This window comes from Arthrospira sp. PCC 9901 (assembly GCF_059013425.1).
This window is the reverse complement of record NZ_CP102296.1, coordinates 2428112-2453696: the sequence shown is the minus strand read 5'-3', so window position 1 is coordinate 2453696 and position 25585 is coordinate 2428112. Positions and strand designations below refer to the sequence as shown.

Genomic DNA, 25585 nt, shown 5'->3' with positions numbered 1-25585 from the left:
GGGCTGTACCCTAGCCGATTAACTGAGTAAACCACGACCATTTTGGTGAAATTCTTGTACAGTTTGATTGGAGAGTTCATGGGTGGTTAAAGATTGCAGAATATTCAAGGGTAGGGTGAGGTGATAAGCACCAGCTTTGAGAGTGGCGACGGCTTCCTCTGGGGACTTGATGCTGGCGGCGAGAATTTTGGTTTCACTTCCGGCGAGAATTTCAGCCATATCTTTAACTAGGGTGATTCCATCTCCTAAAAATCTGGTGGCGCGGTTGACATAAGCGATCGCATATTTTGCCCCCGCTTCTTGGGCGACAGCCGCTTGAGATGCACTATAAATCCCCGTCACAGAACAGGCAATTTTAGGGGATATATGAGCCACTAATTGAAAGCCTAAGCTAGTGGCTGGAACTTTTAAAACTGTTTGTTCTCCCAAAATATTATAAGCTGCCCAAGCCTCCCCCAGCATACTATCAAAATCTAAGGCAGTTAACTGATAGTAAATCTCCCCCCGGAACAGTTGTTTAAGTCCTTTTAAAGTTGCCTCTGGGGATAGGTCACTTTTAGCCAGTAAAGTGGGATTAGTGGTGACTCCTTTCACCCACCCCCATTGACTAGCTGCTTCAGCTTCCGACAGAATAGCAGAATCCAGATATAAAGCCATGATTTCTGTTTAATAATTTAACCGATTACCAGTTTTGACCGAGACTCTCCGACAATATCTATGGAAATTACCACAATGGCAAGTGGCGATCGCTCCGGGATGTGTCCAGGGTAGACTGGTAGGGTCCGCTGGCCGTTTGGCTGAGTAAATACCACCCCCCCCCGACAAGCCGCGCCGCCACGCCGATAGGGTCAGCTACGATGTCCCCAAAATTGATAGATACATCGTTGATGGTATGAGATACATCCTTGATGGTATGATAGATGCACCCGACATGGCAGTAAATAGCGACAACCAAGCTAAACACAAAACCAGCATTTGTACTTCCATGTTGATGACCTGTGGGACGCGGGGGAAAGCCGATCGCCAAACCGTAAGACCCAATAGTAGAGGGCAAACTGCTATCTCCTGGTTTGGTGGGTAGGAAGCCCGGGCTGTAATCTTCGATTCAGCGTCGGGTAATTCACTAGAAAGTCCCTTGCCTGATAGTCCCTCAAAATGAGATGATCTCAGATGCAGTCTGAGGGCGATTCCAGAGCAATTCTGAAAATAGAACCATTATCATCTGGTTTCTCTACTCCGGCACTCACACTTTAGAGCGATTATATAGAAAAATACAACTATGGCTGTTGCAACTCAATCACTTGAACAACTCTGCATTAACTCAATTCGTTTTTTAGCTATTGACGCAGTAGAGAAAGCGAACTCAGGCCACCCCGGACTTCCTATGGGTGCGGCCCCGATGGCTTTTGTACTCTGGGATCGCTTTATGCGTTATAACCCCAAAAACCCTAAATGGTTCAACCGCGATCGCTTTGTGCTATCCGCCGGTCATGGCTGTATGCTACATTATGCCCTTCTGCATCTGACGGGCTATGATAGCGTCGGCATCGATGATATTAAACAATTTCGTCAGTGGGGGTCGAAAACTCCAGGACACCCAGAAAACCACGTCACCGAAGGGGTGGAAGTAACTACCGGACCCCTAGGACAAGGTATTGCTAACGCTGTGGGTCTGGCTTTGGCTGAGGCTCATCTAGCCGCGCGTTTTAACAAGCCTGATTGTACTGTGGTAGACCACTATACCTATGTCATCCTAGGCGATGGCTGCAACATGGAGGGTATTTCTGGAGAGGCTTGTTCTTTGGCGGGACACTGGGGCCTCGGTAAGCTGATCGCCTTCTATGATGATAACCATATTTCCATTGATGGCTCTACGGATATATCTTTCACAGAAGATGTAGCCAAGCGCTTTGAAGCCTATGGCTGGCACGTTCAGCACGTTGCTGATGGTAATACAGATTTGGAGGCGATCGCCACTGCCATTGAAAAAGCTAAGGCCGTCACTGATAAGCCTTCCTTGATTAAAGTTACCACCACCATCGGTTTTGGTTCTCCCAACAAAGCTAACAGCCATGACGTTCATGGTGCCGCTTTGGGTAAAGCAGAAGTACAGGCTACCCGCGATCATCTGGGTTGGAGTTATCCTGAATTTGTGATTCCTGATGATGCAATTAAGCATTTCCGCAAAGCAGTCGAGCGGGGTGCGAATTATGAGGATGAGTGGAAAGCCGCTTTGGAAACCTACAAATCTAAGTATCCTGAAGAGGCGGCGACTCTCGAACGCTTGCTGAGTGGGAAACTTCCCGAAGGATGGGAAAAATCTCTGCCTACCTATACCCCGGAAACTAAGGCTGATGCAACCCGTAACCAGTCCGGTGTGACTCTAAATGCGATCGCTGGAGTCCTTCCTGAATTGGTTGGCGGTTCTGCTGATTTGGCTCCCTCTAATAAGACTTTACTCAAAGGTTTGGGAGATTTCCAAAAGGGTCAATACCAAAATCGTAACCTCCGCTTTGGGGTGCGTGAACACGCTATGGGAGCCATTTGTAATGGTATCGCTCTGCACCGTTCGGGTCTGATTCCCTATGGCGCGACCTTCCTGGTGTTTACCGATTATATGCGTAATTCTATCCGTTTGTCGGCTCTGTCGGAAGCTCCGGTGCTGTGGGTGATGACTCATGATTCTATTGCTTTGGGTGAAGATGGTCCGACTCACCAACCCGTTGAACATATCGCTTCTCTGCGGTTGATTCCTGATTTGACTGTCATTCGTCCCGCTGATGGTAATGAGACTTCTGGAGCCTATAAGGTGGCGATCGAAAACCGTCACTATCCCACTTTGATGGCATTCTCTCGCCAAAATCTGCCTAACCTGGAAGGTAGTTCCATCGACAATGTGGCTAAGGGTGCTTATGTCCTTAGTGATAACAGTGATGGTACCCCTGATATTATTCTGATTGGTACTGGTGGAGAAACTTACCTCTGTGTTGATGCGGCGGTTAAACTCCGGGAAGAGGGTAAAAAAGTCCGCGTGGTTTCTATGCCTAGTTGGGAACTGTTTGAGAAGCAGGATGCTGCTTACAAGGAGTCGGTTTTCCCTGCCTCTGTTAAGAAGCGTTTGGCGGTGGAAGCCGGTGTTAGCTTTGGCTGGTGCCGCTATGTGACTGATGAAGGTGCTACTATCAGTATTGACACCTTCGGCGCGTCTGCTCCTGGCGGTGTGGTATTGGAGAAATTTGGCTTCACCGTTGATAATGTGGTGGCGAAAGCTAAGGAACTTCTTGGTTAATTAATTACCTAGGTGCGTCAGTCAGAAGAGTTTGTCAGCATTTCATCATCAACATTCTCGCGGTCTGACGCACCCTACCGTCTTAATCGGCAAGGGTGCAACATTGTTTGTACCCTTTTTTTATTTCTACCCGTGAGTATTGATTGATTAACACTGATAAAATATGGAATAGGGCAGGGAAGATTATACAGAGCGATCGGCCTAATCGCAGGATATTTGTCTCATATAATCTATGATCATGGTCACAGACGATCGCAGTAGTAACTAATATTTTAGATATCAATTACAGTTTAATCATACATATTTTAGATATGGTTTAGATAAATTGTGAACTGACAAAACCGACAATGATATGATTTCTCGTGGAATAAATTATATAATCAATTATTATGAATATGGGCCTAAGTAAGGTGACAATTTATACGGACGGAGCCTGTAGCGGGAACCCTGGGAAGGGAGGATATGGGGCTGTGTTGATGTGTGGTAGTCACCGGAAGGAAATATCGGGAGGCTTCCGACTAACTACTAATAACCGCATGGAAATGATGGCAGCGATCGCCGCATTACAAGCCCTCAAATTTCCCTGTTGTGTGACCCTCTATAGTGATTCTAAATATCTCGTAGATGCTATGACCCTGGGATGGGCTAAACGTTGGCAAAAGAATGGATGGCGACGTAATCAGAAGGAATGGGCGAAAAATCCAGATTTGTGGGCGCAATTATTAGGTTTGTGCGAGGAACATCAAGTCCGGTTTGTCTGGGTTAAGGGTCATGCAGGCGATCGCGAAAATGAAATTTGCGATCGTCTTGCTGTAGAAGCTACTCATAGAGATAGTTTACCGCCAGATGCAGGATATGAAAACCCACCCCAACCTCAAGACATCGATTCTATGAGTTAATGTGATCTTAGTGTAATCTTAATTTAATCTTGTGGTTACTCTGTAGAAATTGCCGATAATTGGCTAATCAATTGGCTATAGTTTCTTGAACTGGAATGGTCTGTTGACTTTAAGATAGGGAAGTTGCTTTGTAAATCTTGGAAAAATGGCCCGTTTAGCCCTATTAAGTGTATCTGACAAAACTGGACTGATTGACTTAGCCCGATCGCTTGTGGAAGAATTTGGCTTTGACCTGATTAGTAGTGGGGGAACTGCTAAAGCTATCCAAGAGGCGGGACTACCTGTGACTAAGGTTTCTGACTATACAGGATTTCCTGAAATTCTGGGGGGACGAGTCAAAACCCTGCATCCTCGCATTCATGGCGGTATCCTCGCGCGTCGGGATATTCCCCAGGACGTGGAACAATTACAACAGCATGAGATCCGCCCTATTGACCTGGTAGTGGTTAATCTGTACCCGTTTGAACAAACTATTGCATCCGAAAACGTTACCCTACCAGAGGCGATCGAACAAATTGATATCGGTGGGCCTACCTTACTGCGGGCTTCTGCTAAAAATTTCGCCCATTTGACCGTCCTTTGTCACCCTAACCAATATGGGGACTATCTCCAAGCAATGCGAAACAGCAGCGGCGAACCGAGTTTAGAATTTCGTCAAGGCTGCGCTTTACAAGCCTTCCGTCATACTGGGGCTTATGATCGGGCGATCGCTAATTATTTAGAACATCAAAACACCACCGAAACTAATCCCCTCCCCACCACCTACACTGTGGCCGGAAACCAAATACAAGCCCTCCGCTACGGGGAGAACCCCCACCAACCCGCCGCCTGGTATCAAACGGGAACTGTCCCTAATGGCTGGTCGGCGGGTAAAATTTTGCAGGGAAAACCCCTCAGTTACAATAACTTGGTGGACCTGGAAGCCGCTAGACGGATTATTTGCGAGTTTACTGATGAACCGGCGGCGGCTGTTCTGAAACATACTAACCCCTGTGGGGCGGCGATCGCTAATAGTTTATCGGAGGCTTATCAACGGGCTTTTGCTGCCGACTCCGTTTCTGCTTTTGGGGGTATTGTTGCGCTCAACCGTCCCATTGATGCGGCGACGGCTACAGCCATGACCAAAACTTTTTTAGAGTGTATTGTCGCCCCCGGTTGTGAACCAGAAGCCGAGGCTATTCTCAGGAAAAAGGCTAATTTGCGGGTGTTGATTTTGCCCGATTTAGTTTCTGGTCCCAAGGAAACTATTAAGCTAATTGCTGGGGGTTTTTTGGTGCAGACCTGTGATGATGAAATCGATATCCCTGACCATTGGCAATTAGTCACCGAAAAGAAACCTACCTCCGCACAATTGGCTGAGTTATTGTTTGCTTGGAAAATTGCCAAGCACGTTAAATCTAATGCGATCGTTGTCACCAAAAACCGCACAACTCTAGGGGTGGGAGCCGGACAAATGAATCGCGTAGGAGCCGCTAAAATTGCCCTAGAACTAGCCGGAGAAGATGCTAAGGGCGGATTCCTTGCTAGTGATGGTTTCTTCCCCTTTGATGACTCAGTAAGGACCGCTGCTGCTGCTGGTATTGAGGCTATTGTTCAACCCGGCGGCAGTATGCGAGATCAAGATTCCATTAATGCCGCTAATGAATTAGGTCTGGTCATGGTAATCACCGGAATGCGTCATTTTCTCCATTAAAATAGCCATTCCCCATTGATGTACATCTAAACTCCCCTCTCCCACCAATGGGGAGGGGTTAGGCGTGAGGGAATTTACTGGCTAGGGGAACTGACAAAGTTAGACAAAAGTTTGATATAGCCACTTTGATAATAAATAGCAGGTTCCGTAATTTCCCAGGCTTTTTGGCGGGGGTCATTTTCATCAAAATATGCCTTCATGGGAGGCTCACCAACAGGGGGTTTAGATGAACCAGTATAATATTGATTGGGTCCCCCTACTAAATAGCCAGGAGCTGGACCGCTGGGAGAGTTTAAAGCATGATCATAAATGCCGCCGCCGAACCACTGATGATACATTTTGTTAGCGGATTTTTCCGCTCCGTATTCATACATATTGCTTAAATAAACCATGCTTAATGGGTTGACACCGTGGAGATAATGGAGATGGTCTAAGGCTCGGATTTTATAGCTGTCCGCGTGGTCTGGGTCTACCTCATACAACAAGACATCGTAGTTGGTATTACCATAGTTGGATTCCACTAGGTTACTACCCCAATGATATTGAGGGTCGCTCATATAAGCACGGTAGGGGTCGAGGTCAGAATTACCGTAGGAGGCTTTATTACTTAGCACCATTTCCCGAAAGCGATCGCTTATTTGTTGTTGGATATTTTTATCGCCATTGGCTAGTTTAGTGTATAATAATAGGGCATCCCCTTCATAGGAGCTATACCTCGACCAAGTATCATCTTTAAAGGGTTGAGTTTCCGTTAAATTGGCACTTATATATTGATTATATTTGGTGTCTCCGGTCAGTTGTAATAAATAAACCGCCGCCGTTACAGTTGTCCCTTTTTGTTCCCGTTCGGTTCTATCTGCATCCCCAGATTTAATCGTCTGGGAATCACAATCAGTCCGTTTTGGGTTAGATTGAAACCAGTCCCAAGCAGCGATCGCTCTATTTTGCAGGTCTTCTGCATAGTCCTTAAGAGGCGGAAATTCCCGAAAAACTAACGCCGTATGGGCGAACATTCCCGCCGTCGATATACTAGCAGAAGAACATTTAGGAGCATAATAACGGGGACGTTTATCAAGACTAGGACGCTCTGGATAATTATGATCAATCGTACCCAGTTTAATAAACACTCCCCCATCATCATCCTGCATCCGTTTTAACCAATCAATTTCATACTTAATTTCATCTATAATATCTGGGAGATTATTCCCCGATTCGGGAATGTTAAAATCATCAGTCCAAATCTCCCGATTGTGGGAGTAAGCATCCAAAAGTTGATGAATTACCGGAGTCGCAAAAGTTACATATTTATTAGTATCTCCCGCATCAAACCAACCGCCACGCATATCGCGAGCTAAAGCCGGATTATCTGGGTCATAAATATAGCGAGCTTCTGTATCCTGTCCGGGTCCTAAAAAAGCAGCACCATCAGTCCATCTAGGGTCAGCATAAGGGGGTTGTTTAGGAAAGCCACTACGCTGATAAAAAAAGGTACGCATAGCAGTTATCAGAACCTGTTTATAGACATCATCCCTAATCTCAAATTCAAAAGAACGTTGTTGATTTTCGGAATCTATGATATAATAGGAGCCAGGTTTATTGACCGGGGAAAAGTCAAACCACCAAGCGCGATCGCCTGATTGATAATGAATGTTACCATCCAACCAAGGCTGAATTTGACCCCCATAAACTTGTTGATGAGAATTAGCATCCCAAACTTCGTAGGTAGTTCCTGGTGAGAACGATTCCTGGGCATTAAAACCCACTTCGGGAGTAGTAATTACAGCGACTTTATGATCCTGGGGACGATAGCCAAACTGATCAACTTTGATATATTGTCCGGGTTTTATATCAGCTCTGATATTGGGCTGACTCGAAAGGTCAGCATCGCTGATGACTACTATCAAAGCAATAGTTAGCAGGAAACAGACAAACCACCTTAGCATTTAGCTCACCAATTCACCCTAATTCGATCTTATCACTTCTCGAAATTAAAGCCCACCCTGGTTATGATATAGCCAGAATGGGTTATTGTTAAGTTTGATTCAAATTGATTTTCTTTTCGGGGATTGATATTAATTATGCGCCAATTGCTTCTTCCACTGCTGCGAGTCGCTGGGAAGAGTAGCCAATACCGCGAACCGTGAGAATATACTCCGGGTTACGCTGATCAGTCTCAATTTTAGCTCGTAGGCGAGCCACATGAACATCAACAACCCGCATATCAGCAATGCGGCGGGGGGTGTAACCCCACAATTGTTGCAGAATTTCCGAACGAGAAACCGCCTCACCCGATCGCTTAAACAACAGTTCGAGCAAGTTAAACTCGATATATGTTAGGGGCAACAATTTATCGCCTTTGTAAACCCGTCGTTTAATCGTGTCAATGCGGAGGGTGTCAACTTGGATAACTTCAGGACTTAGATCATGGGAAGATGCGTTATCTTTGAACCGACGCAGGATAGCATGAATGCGGGCTTCCAATTCTTTGGGAGAAAAGGGTTTAGTTAAGTAATCATCAGCCCCCAATTCTAAACCAGTGATGCGATCGGCGACATCTCCCAAGGCGGTTAACATAATGATGGGGATATCAGAAATCGCTCGAATTTTTTGACAAACCCCATAACCGTTAAGCCTTGGCATCATCACATCCAAAACTACCAGGTCTGGACTTTCGCGATCGAACATTTCAATAGCTTGTAAACCATCTGCTGCTGCGACAACACTGTAACCGACCATTGACAGACGGGTTGTCAAAATACGTCGAATTGCAGATTCATCATCGGCAATGAGGATTTTTTCAGGATTGCGCCGTTCGTCAACTCGTGCTTTTATGGTCATGTTTGCTCCCAGTAATTTTTATGGATCGGCTTTTGAGCAAAACCGGCTAGGGCTCTTAGTCCCCGGACTCAGTTGGACAGGAAATATGTTTGTTGACACTGATACATTTACGCGACATTTTTCCGGTTGTTCCCGGACAATGCGACGATAGCACTATTACCCGTTAAGGTAACAGAGGCGGTATCCCGCAAAGCTTTTAGAAAGATTCCAAAAGCACCGTTCCAGTCCCTGGGTAGAGTGAACCCACACTCAGGACATCGGAACACTTTTGAGCCACCTAGCTGGGAATGCACATGACCACAGTGAGTACAGGTTTTGCTGGTGTATTCTTCCGTCACATCTACAACTGTGGTTCCAGTTATTTCCCCTTGATGTCTCAGGGTTAGTTTGAATCGATAATGCGCCCATGTCAGCATGGCGCGGGCAGTCTTAGACCTGATTAGACGCTTCACCTTGGCAACCATATTGGAAGTCTCGAAGGTGGGCCAAAAAATCAGGCTGTGTTATGGGATGGTTAGGGATGCGACCCAATCAACCAAGGGGTTGAAGTCCTCACCGGGTAGTTATTTCGCCCATTTCAGCTCTATTTCATACCCGAAGGTCTCGCACCATACTTGGTATTGTACCGTATTGCCGTAAAATGTTAACCTAATTTGAGATTAAATCATGCTCTCGCACAAGGCTTTCAGTTTAGCTCTCAAGCTGGCGTGCGGAATTTGAAGGAAGTTCTGATTATTGGGGCTGGCGATATTAATCTCCGGCTTGATGCCGACGTTGAAACCGACCACAATTTTCGCGATTCGGTTCTCGATACAGTGATTAACAATGTAACGGGCGGCTTTGTTGAGATAATCCCTAACCTTGTTATGGCGATTCCGCGTTACCCTAGTCTGGCGCTCCTTTATTCCCTGGACTTTCTGCAAATCTTTAATCGATTGCAGTCGGGCGTTCTCTTTGTTGTACCAACGGTTAAGGGATTTCAGTTTTTTGCCATCCACGATAAAGGATGCCCCGTTGGTATCGACGCAAGTAGCCAGATTGTCCAGTCCCATATCGATCGCTAGAGCCGTATCGGGTTCCGTAAGAACGGGAGTTTCTTCCACCTCGTAAATAAACTCGACTTCAAAAAAACGGGCGTTATATCGAGGGTGAATCCGAACTTCCTGGAGAGTATCGGGAGCGATTCTTTCCGGGAAAGGAATCCAAATTTCGCCCCGCAAGTTGCCCAAGTCGCGAGACACGGGAACTCTAAATTTTCCGTCCTTGATTTGAACCCTCGGCATAATCAGGACAAAATAACCGTCTTTGGGCAGATAGTCAGGGAGTCTAACTTTCTGTGGAAAGGTCTCCTCTTTGATGGCCTGGCTCAAACGGTAGAAGCTCCGAAAAGTGCGATCGACTACTTTAAGAGTTTGTTGGGCTATATCGGTATTCAAGCGTTTATAGTTCTCGTTTCCCTTACAGTAGTGATAGTTGGACTCGTAGGGAAGGTGTTTCCGAGCCTGGAAGTAATACTGCCATTGAGTGTCAAGTCCTACATTGTAGAGATTTTTACTCAGTCGGCAGAGTTCCCGCAAGGCCTTAAACTCTTGCACTTGAAGTCCTCGTATCTGGTTCTTTTGAGTCAGGTACATAGCTTCTCACGTAAAACTCCTGGGAGGGTTGGAAGCTCCGTGATTTATCGCGGAGAGGAAAACCGACTCAAGCGGCTTTAGCCGCCAGCACCCCCTTGCGGGGTGGAGGGGTATGGTTGCCCCTCCATGGAGCTATGGTTGGCTCCGACTCCCTTGCGGGGTAATGTTTGCTTCGCCAATGTTCAGAGTCGGTACTATCCAAATCGCACGTCCTTAACCCCTTAGAGATGTTTAACGATTCGGTTCATGAGCCTGGAACTAGCACGCATTCCAGGGTAGGAACTTTAACTCTTGCTCTGAACGGAGCCAGTTAAGGCTTAAGCTGGTCAGCTACCTGAAAGGGGGGCACGAAGCCCCCGTGCTTCAGCCGGGGGTGCTGACTAGAACTACCTCTATTTCTGTCTCAAAGGTACAGCCGTGCTGGAAGCACGGGGTTGGAAACCGATGATTTCCGATGATAACATAGATTTTCGTAATGTTATCAATTTATCTTTAAGGTTCTTTACAGAACTTTGGGTTACGCAAAAAAACTTTACAAAAAACCATTTACAAGAATGGGGGTCTTAGCTTTACTGTTAAGAAATTAACATATAAGACCAAGATTCTTTTAACTCGATGTCAAAAGAAGTCCCACACCACGCCGTTGGGTTAATGATAGGCAGATATCATTAACAGACTATTGGCATTCATTGTCAAAAATGTAATCTTATTGAAACTATGCCCAATCCATTCCTAGGTGTCAGGATTCCTTCTGAGGTACACGAAGCACTCATGGCGCGGGTAAAAATCACTGGACAATCCAAGTCCGATCTGGTCATTGATGCCTTGAGATCCTATCTGGGAATATCACCTCAGCAGGAAAAACTTGATCAATTAGAAGTCAGACTATCGGCCTTAGAATTTAAATTGGAACAGTTGGGGGAAGAGTCCCATTCAGATGATTAGACCTACCATAAGCCATTTTAATCAGCTCAAATCTGTTGATTATGGGCGGTTTTCATCTGCTATATTTTAGGGTTTGAGGTTTCCTAATTTGAGGGATTATCAGCTAGGGTAAAGACCGTAAAATAGTATGACCAATGAAGGAACGGCAATGGTCATTAAGAGGGTGAGAAGAAAGCCAACTCGTGTAAAGTCGGAGAATTTATAACCTCCGGGACTATAAACCATGGTATTAGTTTGGTAGCCAATGGGGGTCATAAAACTACAGGAAGCGGCGAGAGTGACCGCAAACATAAAGGCATAGGGATTTAATTGCAGGGTTTCAGCTACTCGGACCGCAATGGGAATCATGAGTAATACGGAGGCATTATTGGAGAGAATTTCTGTTAATAAAACTGTGATGATAAAGAAAAATGTTAACACCCAATACCCGGAAAGATGACCGCCGACAGACACTAAATTATTAGCCAGCCATTCAGTTGCGCCGGAATTTTCCATAGCAATTCCTAGGGGAATTAATCCGGCTAATAGAAAAATTACATCCCAACGAACAGCACCATACATTTCACCGGGTTTTAGACATCCAGTGGCGACCATCAAAATCACTCCGGCTAAAGCACTAACTAAAATGGGAACTATTTTGAAGGCTGCTAGTGCAATTACGCCTAAAGTAATGCCAATGGCGATCGCCGCTTTCTCGGTGCGTAAGTTGTCGATGTCGCGCTGTTCTAGGACTAAAAGTTCCCTAGTAGTTTGTAAACCAATAAAACTTTCTTTTGGACCTTGGACTAATAATAAGTCACCAAATCTGAGTTTGATTTTTCCTAAGCGTCCTTGGACTAATTCGGAACCGCGACGTATGGCTAATACGGTGACATTATACCGCTGTCTAAAGCGTAAATCTTTGAGGGTAGTACCAATTAAACGGGAGTTGGATAAAATCAAGACTTCGGCGATTTTTTCTTCTCCAGAACTCAGGACTTTTTCTAGGGATTGTTCCCTAAATTTGACATCAGGTAAAAGATCTAAACCTCTTTCGTTTTTAATTTTGAGTAAATCTTCACGGGTGCTACGAATAATCAGAATATCTCCGGATTTTAAGACTTTATCGGCTACGGGTTGGGGGAGGTGAATTTTGTTGCGAACTAACTCTAATACGTCTAGGTCAAATTTGCGTTGAATTTCACTTTGGCGGAGGGTTTGTCCGACTAAACTGGATGTATTAGTGACGACTACTTCGCTCAGATATTCCTGCAAATCATAGCTATTATCCATGTCACTATTGATGCGTGATTCTCGTTTGGGTAGAAGTTTGGGGGCAACGAAGGAAATGTATAATAAACCAATGACAAAGGTTAACAATCCGACACTGGTAAACTCAAAAATATGAAAGTTGCCATAACCTAATTGTTCAGAGATGCCACCAGCGAGGATATTAGTTGATGTGCCAATTACGGTAATCATTCCCCCTAAAATTGAAGCGTAAGAAAGAGGAATCAGGAATTGAGAGGGGGAAGTTTTTTGCTGTTTACACCAATCTTCGATGATGGGTAGAAAAATAGCGATGACGGCGGTATTATTAATAAAGGCAGAAATAGGTCCGACTAAGCCAACCATCACAAAAAGCTGTTGATTGATGCCGTTTCCTCCCCATTTAATTAGTCGATCGCGTATAATTTGAATGACTCCGGTGCGGGTAATTCCGGCGCTGAGGATAAACATAGCCATAACGGTAATGGTGGCTGAATTGCCAAAGCCAGAAATTCCCTGTTCGGGAGTGACTAAACCCAGGAACATTAATAAAACTGTAACAGCGATCGCCGTTAAATCTACCGGTAGCCATTCAACTATAAAACTAATCAGGGCGAGAACAACTATAGACAGAGTCAGAAAAACTTCCATGGGTGAAGATATGGTAAAGTGGCTGTTCACAAAGGTAACGTTTGATCATACAGCCAATTAGAACAGGTGTCAGGTATAGGGGAGTGAATAACCCTAGACCAGCAAAAAAGGACGATCGGTAGATCGTCCCTTGGGTTAAAGGCTGGGGGCTACAATGAGTTAATTTTTGGATTTGCTATTTCCGCCGCCATTGCTATCATCAGCAACAGTGGCTAAAACTCTTTGGGCTAGTTGTTCGGGGACTTCCTGTAAATGGTCAAATTTCCAGTTAAAGTAACCGACCCCCATAGTTAGCGATCGCAATTCTACAATCAGATCTTGCATTTCCGCCTGTGGTAAATAAGCCGACACCTGATCCCAACCTTTCCAGTCAGCAAAAGGTTCATAGCCCAAAATTTGACCACGGCGAGTAGTAATCAACTGGAACAGTTGAGAGGTAAACTCATTAGGGGCGCATACTTCCACGGTAACAATAGGTTCAAGCAAAGTGGGGTTACATTTAGCCATACCCGTTTGCATAGCCAGCCTGGCGGCTTGTTTAAAAGCCTGTTCGGAACTATCCACAGAGTGATAGGAACCATTAGTCAGGGTGACAGAAACATCAACGACGGGGAACCCTAGGGGACCTTGTTGGAGGTATTCTCGCACGCCCATTTCCACGCCGGGAATGTATTGTTTTGGCACCGCGCCGCCGACAATGGTTTCACTAAAGTTAAAACCTTCACCGCGAGGTAAGGGGGTAATATCTAAATAAACATCACCAAATTGTCCATGTCCGCCGCTTTGGTGTTTGTAGCGCCCGTGGGAGTTGGTATTAGAACGGATCGTTTCTTTATAGGGAATTTGGGGCGGCGAGGTAACTATGGGTAAGTTGTACTTGCGGCGTAGGCGATCGAGGGTTACTTTTAGGTGAATTTCTCCCTGTCCCCAGAGGATAACCTGGTGAGTGTCGGTGTTTTGTTCCCAAGTTAGAGAGGGATCTTCCTCGATCATTTTGGTGAGGGCGGCGCTGAGTTTTACTTCATCTTTGCGATTTTCTGGGGCGATCGCAAATGCCAATACTGGTGGCAAAACCTGGGCTTTCGGTAACGGTGCTTTGAGGCGATCGGGTTGAGTGGTCAAAGTATCCCCGGTTTTGATGCCTTCCATACGCGCCAAGGCGACAATTTCCCCGGTTTTGGCAAGTTGCACGCCCTGGGTTTGTTGTCCCAGCAGACGGTACATTCCGGCTGCGCGTATACCATTAAGAACAATGCCCTCGGTAAGTTCTCCCTGCCAGACTCGCACTAGGGAGAGTTTACCACCTTGGGGGGTGTAAAAGGTTTTCAGGACTTGGGCGATCGGGATATCGCTGGTTCCTTTGAGTCCCCGACGTTCGGCGGTTAAGCTGGGTTCTGGGGCTTCTCGGACTAGGGCATCAAGAAGCGATCGCACTCCATATTCTAATTCAGCCGCTCCGAAAAATACGGGAACAATCAAATCCGCGCCCAATTCCATTTTTAGGTCTTTGACAATTTCCTCGGTGGGGGGTTCAATTTCTTCGAGAAGTTCTTCCAAGAGGTGATCATCAAAGTTAGATAATTGTTCTAACATCTCCTGGCGGGCTGCGTGTTCCAGGTCTTTTAGTTCTTCCGGCATGGGAACCGGATCTGAGGTGGCACCAGGATGGTAGTTATAGGCTTGTTCTGTGACTAAATCGATAAAACCAATTAATTCTGAACCTTTAGCTATCGGATATTCTTGGGGAACTATGGGGCGACTCGATACAGTTTTCAGGGCATTTAATAACTCTAAAAAGTTGAGGTTGCAGCCTTCTTCATCAGAGAAAGCCCGATCCATTTTATTAATGAACACAATATGGGGAATTTCCCAATCATCCAAAAATTTGAATAAGGGGGATAGGGTGAGGATGCGTAATGGTTCCGGTTCACAAACCACTATTGCTAATCCCGCACCCATGAGACCGTTATAGGTTTCTTGGGCAAATTCTACGGAACCTGGACAGTCGAGGAAGGTAAAGTTAATGCCGCCATATTGAGTATAAGCGGCATTGATTTCTACACTCATATTGCGATCGCGAGCCTCAGCTACGCCATCCCCGATCCGGTTGCCTTCTTTAGCTGTACCTTTACGGGTAATCGTTCCCGTCGCCAACAGCAGGCTTTCTAGCAGCGCTGTTTTGCCGCTCAAATAGGGGCCGACAATCGCGACATTACGGTTTTCTGATGCAACATTATTTGTCATCTGACGCTCTCCTGAAACCGGATAAATCAATAATTATAACACGGTGGCAATTGTGATTTTTTGACCGAGAAATCATCTCTTGGAAAATCCAGATTTTTTCAACAATTCACAACCGGGATACCGTGGGACTTTGCTGCTCTCAGTTTCCCTTAGTCTCCGGCTCATATTAGGATAGATACTTCCGGTTAGGGATTGAGAGTGAACTACCTTTTAATTTAGGATATTTTGTCACCAATTTTACACCTAGTTAATCAAACAAAACATTATTAATTTTTGCGAATTTTTGTAAATCAATATGGCGTTTTTTCAGGTTAATTTAAGATTTGCTCTCAGACAGAACACCCCCCCCATAAAGCACTAAGGGGGGGTGAGGGGTTAGAGCAACTAACTGGATAAACCCATCATGTCGCTGTTATCGTGACCGGGGGCTACCATCGGGTAACAGTCCTCATCACGGGTAACCCGAACATCTAGGATCATCGGCCCCTTGTGAGATAGAGCTTTAGCGATCGCCTTTGGTAAATCTTCCCGTTGGCGGACTGTCATAGCCTCAATGCCATAAACATCAGCTAACCGGGCAAATTCTGGGGTTCCATCTTCCAGGTTAGTAGCCTCATAGCGGTCATTATAAAACATATGTTGCCACTGGCGCACCATTCCCAACCAGCCATTATTGAGAATAATCACCTTAACCCCAATACCATACTGAGCAATAGTTCCCAATTCTTGCATATTCATTTGGAAACTACCATCACCGCTAATACAGATAACCGTATCATCAGGATGAGCCACCTTAACCCCCACAGCAGCAGGTAAACCGTAACCCATAGTCCCTAAACCGCCGCTAGTCATCCAACGTCGGGGGCCATTTTTCACGAATTGCGCCGCCCACATTTGATGCTGACCCACATCAGTAGTATAGAAAGCATCAGGACATTGATGGCTAAGTTCCACAATCACCTCTTGAGGAGAGATACCATCTTCCGGGTGAGGAACCGTCAGGGGGTATTGGTTACGCAATTGACTAAGGTGCGAGTGCCATTCCTGGGTTTGTTCCGGCTTAATTTCCGTTCCCAACTGATAGCTACGTTGTAGCATATCCCCCAAAACCTGTCGCACATCTCCCACAATAGGAACATCAGTAGTGCGATTTTTGCCCACTTCCGCCGGGTCAATATCAATATGAATCACCTTAGCGCTATGGGCGAATTGATCTCCAGTACCCGCCACCCGGTCATCAAAGCGAACCCCCACCGCGATCAGCAAATCACATTCACTCACCGCAAAATTAGCATAGGCGGTTCCGTGCATTCCCAGCATTCCCAGAGATAGGGGGTTATTTTCATCAAAAGCACCTTTTCCCATCAAAGTGCTAGTAACTGGTATTTGGAAGCGTTCCGACAATTCGGCGATTTCAGCATGAGCCCCCGCCATAATTGCACCTCCCCCCACATATAGGAGGGGTTTAGTAGCTTCAGAAATCAACTGTAAAGCCTGATTAATTTGTCGAGGATTTCCCCGCACCGTGGGACGATATCCCACCCGTCGCACTGACCCTGGTTCTACCGGAATATAATCAATTTGAGCATTACCCACATCTTTGGGAATGTCAATTAACACAGGTCCCGGTCTGCCACTACTGGCTAGGTGAAATGCCTCAGCCACAATTCTCGGTAATTCCGAAGGTTCGCGGACTAGATAGGAATGTTTAACAATGGGCAGGGTAATCCCAAAAATATCAATTTCCTGAAACGCATCTGTTCCCAAGGCGCTGCGGGGGACTTGTCCGGTAATGGCTAACACCGGGACAGAATCGAGATAAGCAGTGGCTAGACCTGTAACTAAATTGGTGGCTCCTGGTCCAGAGGTGGCTAGACATACCCCCACCTTTCCGGTACTCCGGGCATATCCATCGGCAGCGTGAGCCGCTCCTTGTTCGTGCCGCACCAGATAATGTTTGATTTCCCCGGCTTGTTCGGCTCTATATATTTCGTCGTAAATGGGTAAGTTTGAACCTCCTGGATAGCCAAAAATATGCTGCACACCGTGGCGGCGCAGGCTATCAATCAGGGCAAAGGCTCCTGTTACTCTTTTTACGGCTTGTTTTTGGTCCTGCATAACATTCTCCATCTCTGATGCCTAGGATAAATTATGGTTGGGATTACCTGAGCAATTGTCATCAATTTTTTATATTTGTGACAATTTCTGATTAATACTCTTGCCATTATTGCCATTTTATGCTATGCCAATAATGCCATCCCTAGCTGATTATCACTGCTATTTTACAGTGAGGATTCTGCTAATATAACTGAATTGGATGGGGTTTGCTGTTGCAACATTAAGCCATATTCTAAACCTTCTACGACGGCTTGATAGGATGCGTCTAGGATGTTAGTAGAGACTCCCACGGTAGTCCAACGCTGATGACCATTACTAGACTCTACCAATACACGAGTTTTGGCAGAAGTTCCGGCTTTACCATCTAAAATCCGCACTTTATAATCGCGCAGTTGAAATTCGGCTATTTCTGGGTAGAAATTTTGCAGGGCTTTCCGCAAGGCTGCGTCTAAGGCGGAGACGGGTCCGTTACCTTCGGCTACTTCTAAAAGTTCGCGATCGCTTACAATTACCTTAACCGTAGCTAGGGAGTTACAGGTCGCCAGACTAGACTTGTCACAATGCACTTGAAAACCGCGAATTTCAAACCACTGTTTCCGAGTCCCCAAAGCTGACCGCATCAATAACTCAAAACTCGCCTCCGCCGCCTCAAATTGATAACCTTGATTTTCCAATTCTTTCAACTGTTGCAAAAGTTGCCTACTGGTTGGATTATCCCGTTCTAGGTTAATACCATAGTTCCGCGCTTTCGCCAAAACATTGCTTAATCCCGACTGGTCAGAAATCACGATTCGCCGTTTATTTCCCACCTCTTCCGGGGCGATATGTTCGTAGGTTAACGGGTTGCGTTCCACTGCCGAAACATGAATCCCCCCCTTATGGGCAAAAGCTGATAATCCCACAAACGGGGCATGGTCATCTGGGGCTAGATTCACCACCTCACTAATAAATCTACTAGACTCGGACAGTTTACTTAATTGTTCATTGGCGATGCAAGAATAGCCTAATTTTAACTGTAAATTAGGTATCAAAGTACACAAATCGGCATTGCCGCACCGTTCCCCATAACCGTTAATGGTCCCTTGAATCATGGTAGCGCCTTCCATGACTGCTGCTAAAGCATTAGCAACGGCGGTTCCTGAGTCGTTGTGGGTGTGAATGCCTACCTGTACTGAGGTTTCACCCCAATTGGCTAGGGCTGTAACTACGGTTTTGGCGATCGCTGTTACCTCGTGGGGTAGTGTACCACCATTAGTATCACATAGCACTAACCATTCTGCCCCCCCGGCTACAGCCGCTTTTAGGGTTTCTAGGGCATATTCTGGGTTGTTTTTATAGCCATCAAACCAATGTTCAGCATCATAAATTACCCGCCTCCCTTGGCTGCGGAAAAACTCGATTGTATCCTGGATCATTGCCAGGTTTTCCTCTAGGCTGGTTTTTAGGCTTTCCGTAACGTGGAGATCCCAAGATTTGCCAAAGGTAGTAATCCAGATGGTTCCGGCTGATAAAATCGGTTTGAGGCTAGGATCTTCTGCTGCTTTGGTATGGGGGCGGCGGGTAGAACAAAAAGCCACTATTTCCGCTTGGCTGAGGGGTTCTTCCTTCAGTCGCCAAAACAATTGCACATCTTTCGGGTTAGCACCTGGCCAACCACCTTCAATAAACGGAATACCTAGTTGGTCTAGTTTCCGCGCTATCTGGAGTTTATCTTCTAGGGAGAGAGAGAGTCCTTCGCGCTGGGCTCCGTCTCGTAGGGTTGTATCATAAATCCAAAGTTGCTTACTCATAGTCTGTCTTTGGTAGTTGGTGCTGTTTTCAACCATGCGGTGGTATTTTATGCGATCGCTCTTTCCCCCCGCTCTCTAGTATGTCCCCAATTTACCCCATTGGTCTAATATCTAATCTTATTTTCACATTTGATCACCCCGTCGGTCCTTGGACTGTCCCCCTCCTCCTCGTAACCACTAACCCAGTTACAGCCTGTTCAGAAATCATCTGATCACATCTCAAAGTCCCTCTCCCAGAGAGGGAGAGGGATTTAGGGTGAGGGCAATGTATTAAGCGACTGGTGAACAAGCTGTAGTCGCCATTACCCCGAAAAATTACAGCTTTCCCGTAGCGTCAGAACCCGACTAGATCAATCTACTACCGGATAATTATACCCTGACGCACCACTTAATTAATACAATTTTAGTTAATATCAATTTATTTTTACCGTGTTGCCACCATCAGCAAAACCCACCACAGTTCAACTCTCAATTATCGCTCCCTGCTACAACGAAGAACCTAACCTCGATTACTTATTATCTAGGTTGCTGGCTGTGATTGAACCTTTGCAGATTACCTATGAAATTATCTGTGTTAATGATGGCAGTCAGGATGATACTCTCGCCAAACTCATTAAACATCACCATTCCAATCATAACATTAAAGTGATTAACCTGTCAAGGAATTTTGGCAAAGAAATCGCTTTAACGGCGGGTTTAGATCATGCTAAAGGTGAAGCGGTCATTCCTATTGATGCTGACCTACAGGACCCACCGGAATTAATTGTAGAAATGCTGGAAAAGTGGCGAGAAGGTTATGATGTAGTTTACGCCAAAAGGCGATCGCGACAGGGAGAAACCTGGCTTAAACAGATAACCGCCAATGGTTTTTATCGAATTATGCAAAAGATGACTCCGGTTCGCATTCCCCAAGATACTGGAGATTTTCGACTGATGGATCGTCAGGTAGTGGCAGCCTTAAAACAACTCCCCGAAACTCATCGATTTATGAAAGGTTTATTTGCGTGGGTAGGGTTTAAACAAACCGCCCTAGAATATGACCGCTTACCGAGATATAAAGGTCGGACAAAATGGAACTATTGGCAATTGTGGAATTTGGCGATCGAAGGGATTACCTCTTTTAGCGCCCTCCCCCTAAAAGTCTGGAGTTACATGGGATTATTTATCTCATTGGCGGCTTTTCTTTACGCCCTATTTTTAATCATCAGAACTTTGAGTTTTGGCATTGATGTTCCCGGTTACGCTTCCTTAATGGTAGCCATTCTATTTATGGGAGGAGTTCAACTTATTAGTTTAGGCGTAATTGGCGAATACTTAGGCAGAATTTATGCGGAAGTCAAAAGAAGACCTCTCTATTTAATTCGAGATACCTATGGCATTGTTGATCATGAATAAAGGTTGGTTAAATTCCATCTGGGAGAGGGTGGGGATAATGGAATCCCCAAAAAAAGCTGCCCAAACCAAGGCAGCTTGTGAATTACTTGAGGTTATAATGGATTCTTGCTAATTTAATCATCTAATATGGTCGGAAGTGCGGCATCCTGCGATCGCATGACCTGATCGGGTGATATTTAATAACTGACTGATCCTAACAGCCACTTATTTCTCGCCCAACGATCCAAACGCTTACGCAGTGACAAATCAGCAGTTTTAGTTATGGGTAATCCTAACTGCTGCTGAAACTTACCCACATATTCCTCAGTCCGATGATCATAAATCTCGCTGTAAGGAATCAGAGGACGAGGTTGGAAGATTAAGTTTAAGTTGTGCTGAAGATTCCGAACAATTTTCGCTAAAATTTCCTGGGTTTCTGGGTTAGCTGTCCCGGTTTGAGGTATATCATAATCTCGCTGAAATGACGAAATATTAGCATATCCTAAGCCTTTAATTGTCTCGGCAAAATCTTTAGGTAAATAAATAGGCTTAACTGGATCTGGTTGGGGTCGATTTTCCCACCAATAGGCTGTATCCTCTAACTTATCGCGGACATAGGTATCAGCCACCCCAGTTATGGGTAAATCATACCTTTTCTGAAAATCCTTAACGGCGGCGGTAGTTTTCGGACCATAAAACTGATTTCCGGGTAAGGGAGGATTCGGCCGCACTACAATATTAAGATGATTATGCAGACTGCTGACAATGGCAGCCATCTCGGCTTGGGTCTTGTCTCCGACAATTCCATCAACAACCAAATTGCGATCATGTTGGAAGGCGCGAATGCCTTGTTGAGCGATCGCATCTGTGGGAGAATCATTATTGACTGGGACACCATAGCCCAAGCCATAAAGAACAAAACGTAGTTCTCGGTTCGTATAGTTGCGCCAATCTACCATTGGTCTAGCCTCACGGTTTGTATAATATGATTCAGTTTAAACCCTCAGCAATACAGGCGATCGCGATCGGGTGACTGAAACCCTGGAAGTCTTCTGCAAACTTCCACGGACCGCCCCCGGAATATTTCTGCCTTTTTGTTGCTATACTGCTACCCAAATTACCATGAAAGCACTATTTCCCTTCACGACCAACCTCATTCTCGCAGTGGCGATCGCCGCCGTTGCTATATTATCGGTCCAAAATGCCACCCCGGTTTCCCTACAGTTTATGATATTCGAGTCAATTAACATACCTGTAGGGGTAGTTTTGGCCTTCAGCTTGGCGATCGGCTTAATTGCTGGTGCGATCGGTATATTTATCTATCATCAAAGGTAAACTCTCCAAATTTCCCAATTGTCATATTTAGGTCATCTTTCTTTAATAAGGTATATTTCAACCCCCAAGAAAGAAACAACTGAGATGGCTTTTAGCGAGTTATTCCCCCTTGATCACAACTTTATTCCTGGTGCGATGGTTTCTGGGACTGTCGGTAGCCTAATTGATAACGGCGATGACTTTCTATTCTATCCTATCAACGGTTCAGAAGTCATTGTTGATGTCTCCCCTCTCCCCGCATGGCAACTTGGTTTAATGCCTGGAGAAATCATCACTCTCCAAGTAGGAGAATGGAATGGTCGCGAAATCGACACTAACAATATTATCCGTCCTGATGGGTCTACGGTGTTAGGTTTATCTAACATTCCCCCCATGACTATACCACCTAATATAGACCCTTTAACAGGTGTCGGATTAACTACTCTCTCAGGTACAGTAATTAGCCAAACTGAACCGGATAGCTTTTTCTTCCAAAGTGATATCGGACCGATTTTAGTAGATGCTATTCCTCAAGGGGAAGGAATGGTAAGTGTAATTCCGGGAGAAATATTAACCATTGTTGGCAATTTTGATGACTATGATTTTGATGCTTACAGTTTGACCCGTATAGACGGTTCGGCGGTTCTACCATTACAGCCAATGATGGCTTTTCCACCGGCTTCTATTCCTCCCGTAAATCCAGAATTTCTGACTCTCTCAGGTACAGTAATTAGCCAAACTGAACCGGATAGCTTTTTCTTCCAAAGTGATATCGGACCGATTTTAGTAGATGCTATTCCTCAAGGGGAAGGAATGGTAAGTGTAATTCCGGGAGAAATATTAACCATTGTTGGCAATTTTGATGACTATGATTTTGATGCTTACAGTTTGACCCGTATGGACGGTTCGGCGGTTCTACCATTACAGCCAATGATGGCTTTTCCACCGGCTTCTATTCCTCCCGTAACTCCAGAATTTCTGACTCTCTCAGGTACAGTAATTAGCCAAGCTGAACCGGATAGCTTTTTCTTCCAAAGTGATATCGGACCGATTTTAGTAGATGCTATTCCTCAAGGGGAAGGAATGGTAAGTGTAATTCCGGGAGAAATATTAACCATTGTTGGCAATTTTGATGACTATGATTTTGATGCTTACAGTTTGACCCGTATGGACGGTTCGGCGGTTGTGCCATTACAGCCAATGATGGCTTTTCCACCGGCTTCTATTCCTCCCGTAACTCCGGTATTATCCAATCGTATTCAGATGGAAATTACTGATATTAATAATCCCGGATTTGCGCCAATTAATAATATTCCTAACCCTCCCTTAAATCCGGGTAATAGGACATCCCCAACAGTAGGCGATCGCGATTATAATTATGATCAGCCTGATTATGACTATGACCACGGTTGATCTCGTCGTTTTAACTAATAGTTTCAGCCACTATCATCTATAAACCAATCCCGGTTTTGCATTGAACACAAAAAACATTGATTTAATTAATTTAGGAGATACTTCGATGAAACCTTCCTGGAAAATTGCGACCCTGTTATCCTTTGCCACTATTATCGGTTTTGCTGAAGCTGGTCAAGCTGCGATAAATCCCCCATCATCAACCCTCGTAAATCGGATTCAGATAGACATTGAAGACCTACCGAATATCTTACCTGGAGAGGATGCTAATTTACTAGCAAATCGTTTTAATAATAGCGATCGCGATTTTAATTATGACAATGATCGAGGTCGGAATTCCCGCCGAGTTCGTCGTCCTAATGCTGGTCGTTTTAATGGTCAAACTCCCCGCCGTGTTAACCGTCCTAATGCTGGTCGTCGTCAAAGATAGTCACCACTTGATAAACATTGATAAATTTGTCAATTTAGGCTATACTTAGGGTAATCATAAATTACCATCTCAATACTCAAATTTAACTCTTTAGGAGATGCTTCGATGAAACCTTCCTGGAAAATTGCGACCCTGTTATCCTTTGCCGCTATTATCGGTTTTGCTGAAGCTGGTCAAGCTGCGATAAATCCCCCATCATCAACCCTCGTAAATCGGATTCAGATAGACATTGAAGACCTACCGAATATCTTACCTGGAGAGGATGCTAATTTACTAGCTGATTCAGATCGGGATAATGATGTCGATTATGACTATGATAATGATAGGGGTAGTGCTTCCCGTAACCGTCGTCACAGATGGTCTTAACTAAATTATCAGCCTTTAACTGTTGTCAATGGCGGCTATACTTAGGGGGATTAATCGTCCCCCATAAGGTTAGTAAAATCTCGTTTTCTATCTATCAATGCAGACCTTAACCGAATTATTACACCCTTTACCAATTAGCGAATTTTTCGATAAATATTGGACTGAAAAAGCTGTGCTAATTCCGGGTGATAATCATCAAAAATTTGCCGATTTGTTTTCCTGGCAAAAACTCAATAATTTACTCAACTATTATCCCTTAAAACACCCAGAAATCAGATTAGCTAAAACTGGGGAAACTTTGCCAGAAATTACCAACAATGAACAGATAATTAAACAATGTCAGGAAGGTGCTACTCTCATTATAGATCGACTTCATGAAAAAATAGAAGCGATCGCCAAAATGGTAGCCTTATTACGCATAGAAATCGGACATCGTAGCCAAGTCAATAGTTATTGTTCATTTCCCGGACATCAAGGCTTTGCTTGTCATTACGACTCCCACGAAGTTTTCATCCTGCAAATTTCCGGTAGAAAACACTGGCGAGTTTTTTCAGATACCTTTATTTATCCCCTGAGTGAAAATCGATCTTCCCAGTTTTCTCCCCCTGATACTCAACCCTATATAGACGCAATTATTAACCCTGGCGATCTGCTTTATATACCCCGTGGACATTGGCATTATGCGATCGCAATTGATGAACCTTCTTTGCATTTAACCCTAGGAATTGACTGTCAAACTGGTATTGATTTTAGTGATTGGTTAACCAGTCAATTGCAACAACATCCACAATGGCGCAAAAATTTACCTTTATTAAATAAATCCCATCGAGAAAACTGTCGCCAACATCTACAAAACCTAGTCCAAAACTGGCTAGAGATATTAGAGTCAGAGGATTTAATTAATCGCTATTTAGATGAACAACTTTTACAAGGACAACCCGACTTACAATTAGGCTTTCCCAGTCAAATTGGCTATGATATCTTCCCCCAAGGTCAGGAAACTAAATTCTATCGTCCTCAGCAACCCGTCTATATTACGCAATTAACTCCCACGGGTAAATTGGAAATTAAAACTGGGGGTAAGAAAATATCTCTGACCGGACTTGACCAACATATATTAGAGAAAATTTTTACATCCACAGAATTTAGTGGCTTAGACATACAACAATGGTTACAAGATTTTGACTGGGATACAGAAATTGTTCCCCTACTGTCGCGTTTGGTTAAAGCTGGAATTTTGCTGGTTATCTCCCATCCATAAACGGCGTTTATTAATCACTGCTTTTGGGTTGAAAAACCATTATATATGCCGGCACATTTTCCCATGATAATATAATAG

The 25585-nt window shown here is 44.8% G+C and carries 20 protein-coding genes and 2 pseudogenes; 11 read left to right on the top strand and 11 right to left on the bottom strand.

Going from position 1 to position 25585, the window contains the following annotated elements; genetic code table 11:
• Window positions 1-18: 18 nt before the first annotated feature.
• Both NLZ44_RS10720 and NLZ44_RS10715 read right to left on the bottom strand, forming a co-directional pair.
• Window positions 19-657 carry a transaldolase family protein gene (locus tag NLZ44_RS10720; RefSeq protein ID WP_493752740.1) on the bottom strand — a complete coding sequence of 213 codons (639 nt, stop codon included), beginning with the start codon at window positions 655-657 and terminating at the stop codon, window positions 19-21.
• Between the two features lie 67 nt (window positions 658-724).
• Window positions 725-1054 (bottom strand): hypothetical protein, encoded by a 330-nt coding sequence (locus NLZ44_RS10715; protein WP_493752739.1) that lies wholly within the window; start codon window positions 1052-1054, stop codon window positions 725-727.
• 225 nt (window positions 1055-1279) lie between these two features.
• Between NLZ44_RS10715 and tkt the strand changes: the two genes are divergently transcribed.
• From tkt to purH, 3 genes are all read left to right on the top strand, one after another.
• Window positions 1280-3289 (top strand): transketolase, encoded by a 2010-nt coding sequence (tkt, locus tag NLZ44_RS10710; RefSeq protein ID WP_008057402.1) that lies wholly within the window; start codon window positions 1280-1282, stop codon window positions 3287-3289.
• Between the two features lie 389 nt (window positions 3290-3678).
• Window positions 3679-4188, top strand: a complete 510-nt coding sequence (rnhA, locus tag NLZ44_RS10705; RefSeq protein WP_493752738.1) for a ribonuclease HI — start codon at window positions 3679-3681, stop codon at window positions 4186-4188.
• A gap of 145 nt (window positions 4189-4333) precedes the next feature.
• Complete coding sequence (gene purH, locus NLZ44_RS10700) at window positions 4334-5881, top strand: bifunctional phosphoribosylaminoimidazolecarboxamide formyltransferase/IMP cyclohydrolase (protein WP_493752737.1); 1548 nt, start codon at window positions 4334-4336, stop codon at window positions 5879-5881.
• A gap of 74 nt (window positions 5882-5955) precedes the next feature.
• Here the strand turns inward: purH and NLZ44_RS10695 are convergent, their stop codons facing one another.
• The 4 genes and pseudogenes from NLZ44_RS10695 to NLZ44_RS10680 all read right to left on the bottom strand — a co-directional run bounded on the left by NLZ44_RS10695 (window position 5956) and on the right by NLZ44_RS10680 (window position 10314).
• Window positions 5956-7824, bottom strand: coding sequence for a glycoside hydrolase family 9 protein (locus NLZ44_RS10695; RefSeq protein ID WP_493752736.1), 1869 nt, complete (start codon window positions 7822-7824; stop codon window positions 5956-5958).
• A gap of 133 nt (window positions 7825-7957) precedes the next feature.
• Complete coding sequence (gene rpaB / locus NLZ44_RS10690; protein ID WP_006621368.1) at window positions 7958-8719, bottom strand: response regulator transcription factor RpaB; 762 nt, start codon at window positions 8717-8719, stop codon at window positions 7958-7960.
• 107 nt (window positions 8720-8826) lie between these two features.
• Window positions 8827-9222: pseudogene (locus tag NLZ44_RS10685) on the bottom strand (zinc ribbon domain-containing protein); the annotation flags it as partial.
• 156 nt (window positions 9223-9378) lie between these two features.
• Window positions 9379-10314 carry an RNA-guided endonuclease InsQ/TnpB family protein gene (locus tag NLZ44_RS10680; protein ID WP_493752735.1) on the bottom strand — a complete coding sequence of 312 codons (936 nt, stop codon included), beginning with the start codon at window positions 10312-10314 and terminating at the stop codon, window positions 9379-9381.
• On the opposite strand from NLZ44_RS10680, the pseudogene NLZ44_RS10675 reads away from it, so the two are divergent.
• A pseudogene (locus tag NLZ44_RS10675) lies at window positions 10309-10517 on the top strand (hypothetical protein). The gene NLZ44_RS10680 and the pseudogene NLZ44_RS10675 overlap by 6 nt on opposite strands.
• A gap of 553 nt (window positions 10518-11070) precedes the next feature.
• The gene (locus NLZ44_RS10670) at window positions 11071-11298 is read left to right on the top strand and encodes a YlcI/YnfO family protein (protein WP_006670089.1); all 228 of its coding nucleotides are present in this window, start codon (window positions 11071-11073) and stop codon (window positions 11296-11298) included.
• A 99-nt stretch (window positions 11299-11397) separates the two neighbouring features.
• On the opposite strand, the gene NLZ44_RS10665 is transcribed toward NLZ44_RS10670, so the two are convergent.
• The 4 genes from NLZ44_RS10665 to cimA form a co-directional block, all read right to left on the bottom strand.
• Complete coding sequence (locus NLZ44_RS10665; protein ID WP_493752734.1) at window positions 11398-13197, bottom strand: SLC13 family permease; 1800 nt, start codon at window positions 13195-13197, stop codon at window positions 11398-11400.
• A 159-nt stretch (window positions 13198-13356) separates the two neighbouring features.
• Window positions 13357-15441, bottom strand: a complete 2085-nt coding sequence (locus tag NLZ44_RS10660; RefSeq protein WP_493752733.1) for an elongation factor G — start codon at window positions 15439-15441, stop codon at window positions 13357-13359.
• 384 nt (window positions 15442-15825) lie between these two features.
• Window positions 15826-17559: a biosynthetic-type acetolactate synthase large subunit gene (gene ilvB, locus NLZ44_RS10655; RefSeq protein WP_315736720.1), complete on the bottom strand. Its 1734-nt coding sequence runs from the start codon at window positions 17557-17559 to the stop codon at window positions 15826-15828.
• 164 nt (window positions 17560-17723) lie between these two features.
• Window positions 17724-19349 (bottom strand): citramalate synthase, encoded by a 1626-nt coding sequence (gene cimA, locus NLZ44_RS10650; protein ID WP_245394379.1) that lies wholly within the window; start codon window positions 19347-19349, stop codon window positions 17724-17726.
• 429 nt (window positions 19350-19778) lie between these two features.
• On the opposite strand from cimA, the gene NLZ44_RS10645 reads away from it, so the two are divergent.
• On the top strand, window positions 19779-20744 hold the full coding sequence (locus NLZ44_RS10645; protein ID WP_493752732.1) for a glycosyltransferase family 2 protein: 966 nt from the start codon (window positions 19779-19781) through the stop codon (window positions 20742-20744).
• 176 nt (window positions 20745-20920) lie between these two features.
• Here NLZ44_RS10645 and NLZ44_RS10640 read toward each other — a convergent pair whose 3' ends face one another.
• Window positions 20921-21682, bottom strand: a complete 762-nt coding sequence (locus NLZ44_RS10640) for a peptidoglycan-binding domain-containing protein (protein ID WP_006621357.1) — start codon at window positions 21680-21682, stop codon at window positions 20921-20923.
• Between the two features lie 70 nt (window positions 21683-21752).
• On the opposite strand from NLZ44_RS10640, the gene NLZ44_RS10635 reads away from it, so the two are divergent.
• From NLZ44_RS10635 to NLZ44_RS10615, 5 genes are all read left to right on the top strand, one after another.
• Window positions 21753-22058, top strand: a complete 306-nt coding sequence (locus NLZ44_RS10635; protein ID WP_228116483.1) for a LapA family protein — start codon at window positions 21753-21755, stop codon at window positions 22056-22058.
• 84 nt (window positions 22059-22142) lie between these two features.
• Window positions 22143-23450: a hypothetical protein gene (locus NLZ44_RS10630; RefSeq protein WP_493752731.1), complete on the top strand. Its 1308-nt coding sequence runs from the start codon at window positions 22143-22145 to the stop codon at window positions 23448-23450.
• A gap of 106 nt (window positions 23451-23556) precedes the next feature.
• The gene (locus NLZ44_RS10625; protein WP_315657393.1) at window positions 23557-23880 is read left to right on the top strand and encodes a hypothetical protein; all 324 of its coding nucleotides are present in this window, start codon (window positions 23557-23559) and stop codon (window positions 23878-23880) included.
• Between the two features lie 105 nt (window positions 23881-23985).
• Window positions 23986-24246 (top strand): hypothetical protein, encoded by a 261-nt coding sequence (locus NLZ44_RS10620; RefSeq protein WP_008057363.1) that lies wholly within the window; start codon window positions 23986-23988, stop codon window positions 24244-24246.
• A 97-nt stretch (window positions 24247-24343) separates the two neighbouring features.
• A complete protein-coding gene (locus tag NLZ44_RS10615; RefSeq protein WP_493752730.1) occupies window positions 24344-25507 on the top strand; it encodes a cupin domain-containing protein in 1164 nt (387 codons plus the stop codon).
• Window positions 25508-25585 lie beyond the last annotated feature (78 nt).

Excerpts from the sequence above, each read along its gene's own strand:
- NLZ44_RS10620 (WP_008057363.1), top strand. The coding sequence starts at position 23,986 with ATGAAACCTTCCTGGAAAATTGCGACCCTGTTATCCTTTGCCGCTATT.
- NLZ44_RS10660 (WP_493752733.1), bottom strand. The coding sequence starts at position 15,441 with ATGACAAATAATGTTGCATCAGAAAACCGTAATGTCGCGATTGTCGGC.
- NLZ44_RS10665 (WP_493752734.1), bottom strand. The coding sequence starts at position 13,197 with ATGGAAGTTTTTCTGACTCTGTCTATAGTTGTTCTCGCCCTGATTAGT.
- cimA (WP_245394379.1), bottom strand. The coding sequence starts at position 19,349 with ATGAGTAAGCAACTTTGGATTTATGATACAACCCTACGAGACGGAGCC.
- NLZ44_RS10640 (WP_006621357.1), bottom strand. The coding sequence starts at position 21,682 with ATGGTAGATTGGCGCAACTATACGAACCGAGAACTACGTTTTGTTCTT.
- NLZ44_RS10625 (WP_315657393.1), top strand. The coding sequence starts at position 23,557 with ATGAAACCTTCCTGGAAAATTGCGACCCTGTTATCCTTTGCCACTATT.
- rnhA (WP_493752738.1), top strand. The coding sequence starts at position 3,679 with ATGAATATGGGCCTAAGTAAGGTGACAATTTATACGGACGGAGCCTGT.
- ilvB (WP_315736720.1), bottom strand. The coding sequence starts at position 17,559 with ATGCAGGACCAAAAACAAGCCGTAAAAAGAGTAACAGGAGCCTTTGCC.
- rpaB (WP_006621368.1), bottom strand. The coding sequence starts at position 8,719 with ATGACCATAAAAGCACGAGTTGACGAACGGCGCAATCCTGAAAAAATC.
- NLZ44_RS10670 (WP_006670089.1), top strand. The coding sequence starts at position 11,071 with ATGCCCAATCCATTCCTAGGTGTCAGGATTCCTTCTGAGGTACACGAA.
- NLZ44_RS10695 (WP_493752736.1), bottom strand. The coding sequence starts at position 7,824 with ATGCTAAGGTGGTTTGTCTGTTTCCTGCTAACTATTGCTTTGATAGTA.
- NLZ44_RS10615 (WP_493752730.1), top strand. The coding sequence starts at position 24,344 with ATGCAGACCTTAACCGAATTATTACACCCTTTACCAATTAGCGAATTT.
- tkt (WP_008057402.1), top strand. The coding sequence starts at position 1,280 with ATGGCTGTTGCAACTCAATCACTTGAACAACTCTGCATTAACTCAATT.
- purH (WP_493752737.1), top strand. The coding sequence starts at position 4,334 with ATGGCCCGTTTAGCCCTATTAAGTGTATCTGACAAAACTGGACTGATT.
- NLZ44_RS10630 (WP_493752731.1), top strand. The coding sequence starts at position 22,143 with ATGGCTTTTAGCGAGTTATTCCCCCTTGATCACAACTTTATTCCTGGT.
- NLZ44_RS10720 (WP_493752740.1), bottom strand. The coding sequence starts at position 657 with ATGGCTTTATATCTGGATTCTGCTATTCTGTCGGAAGCTGAAGCAGCT.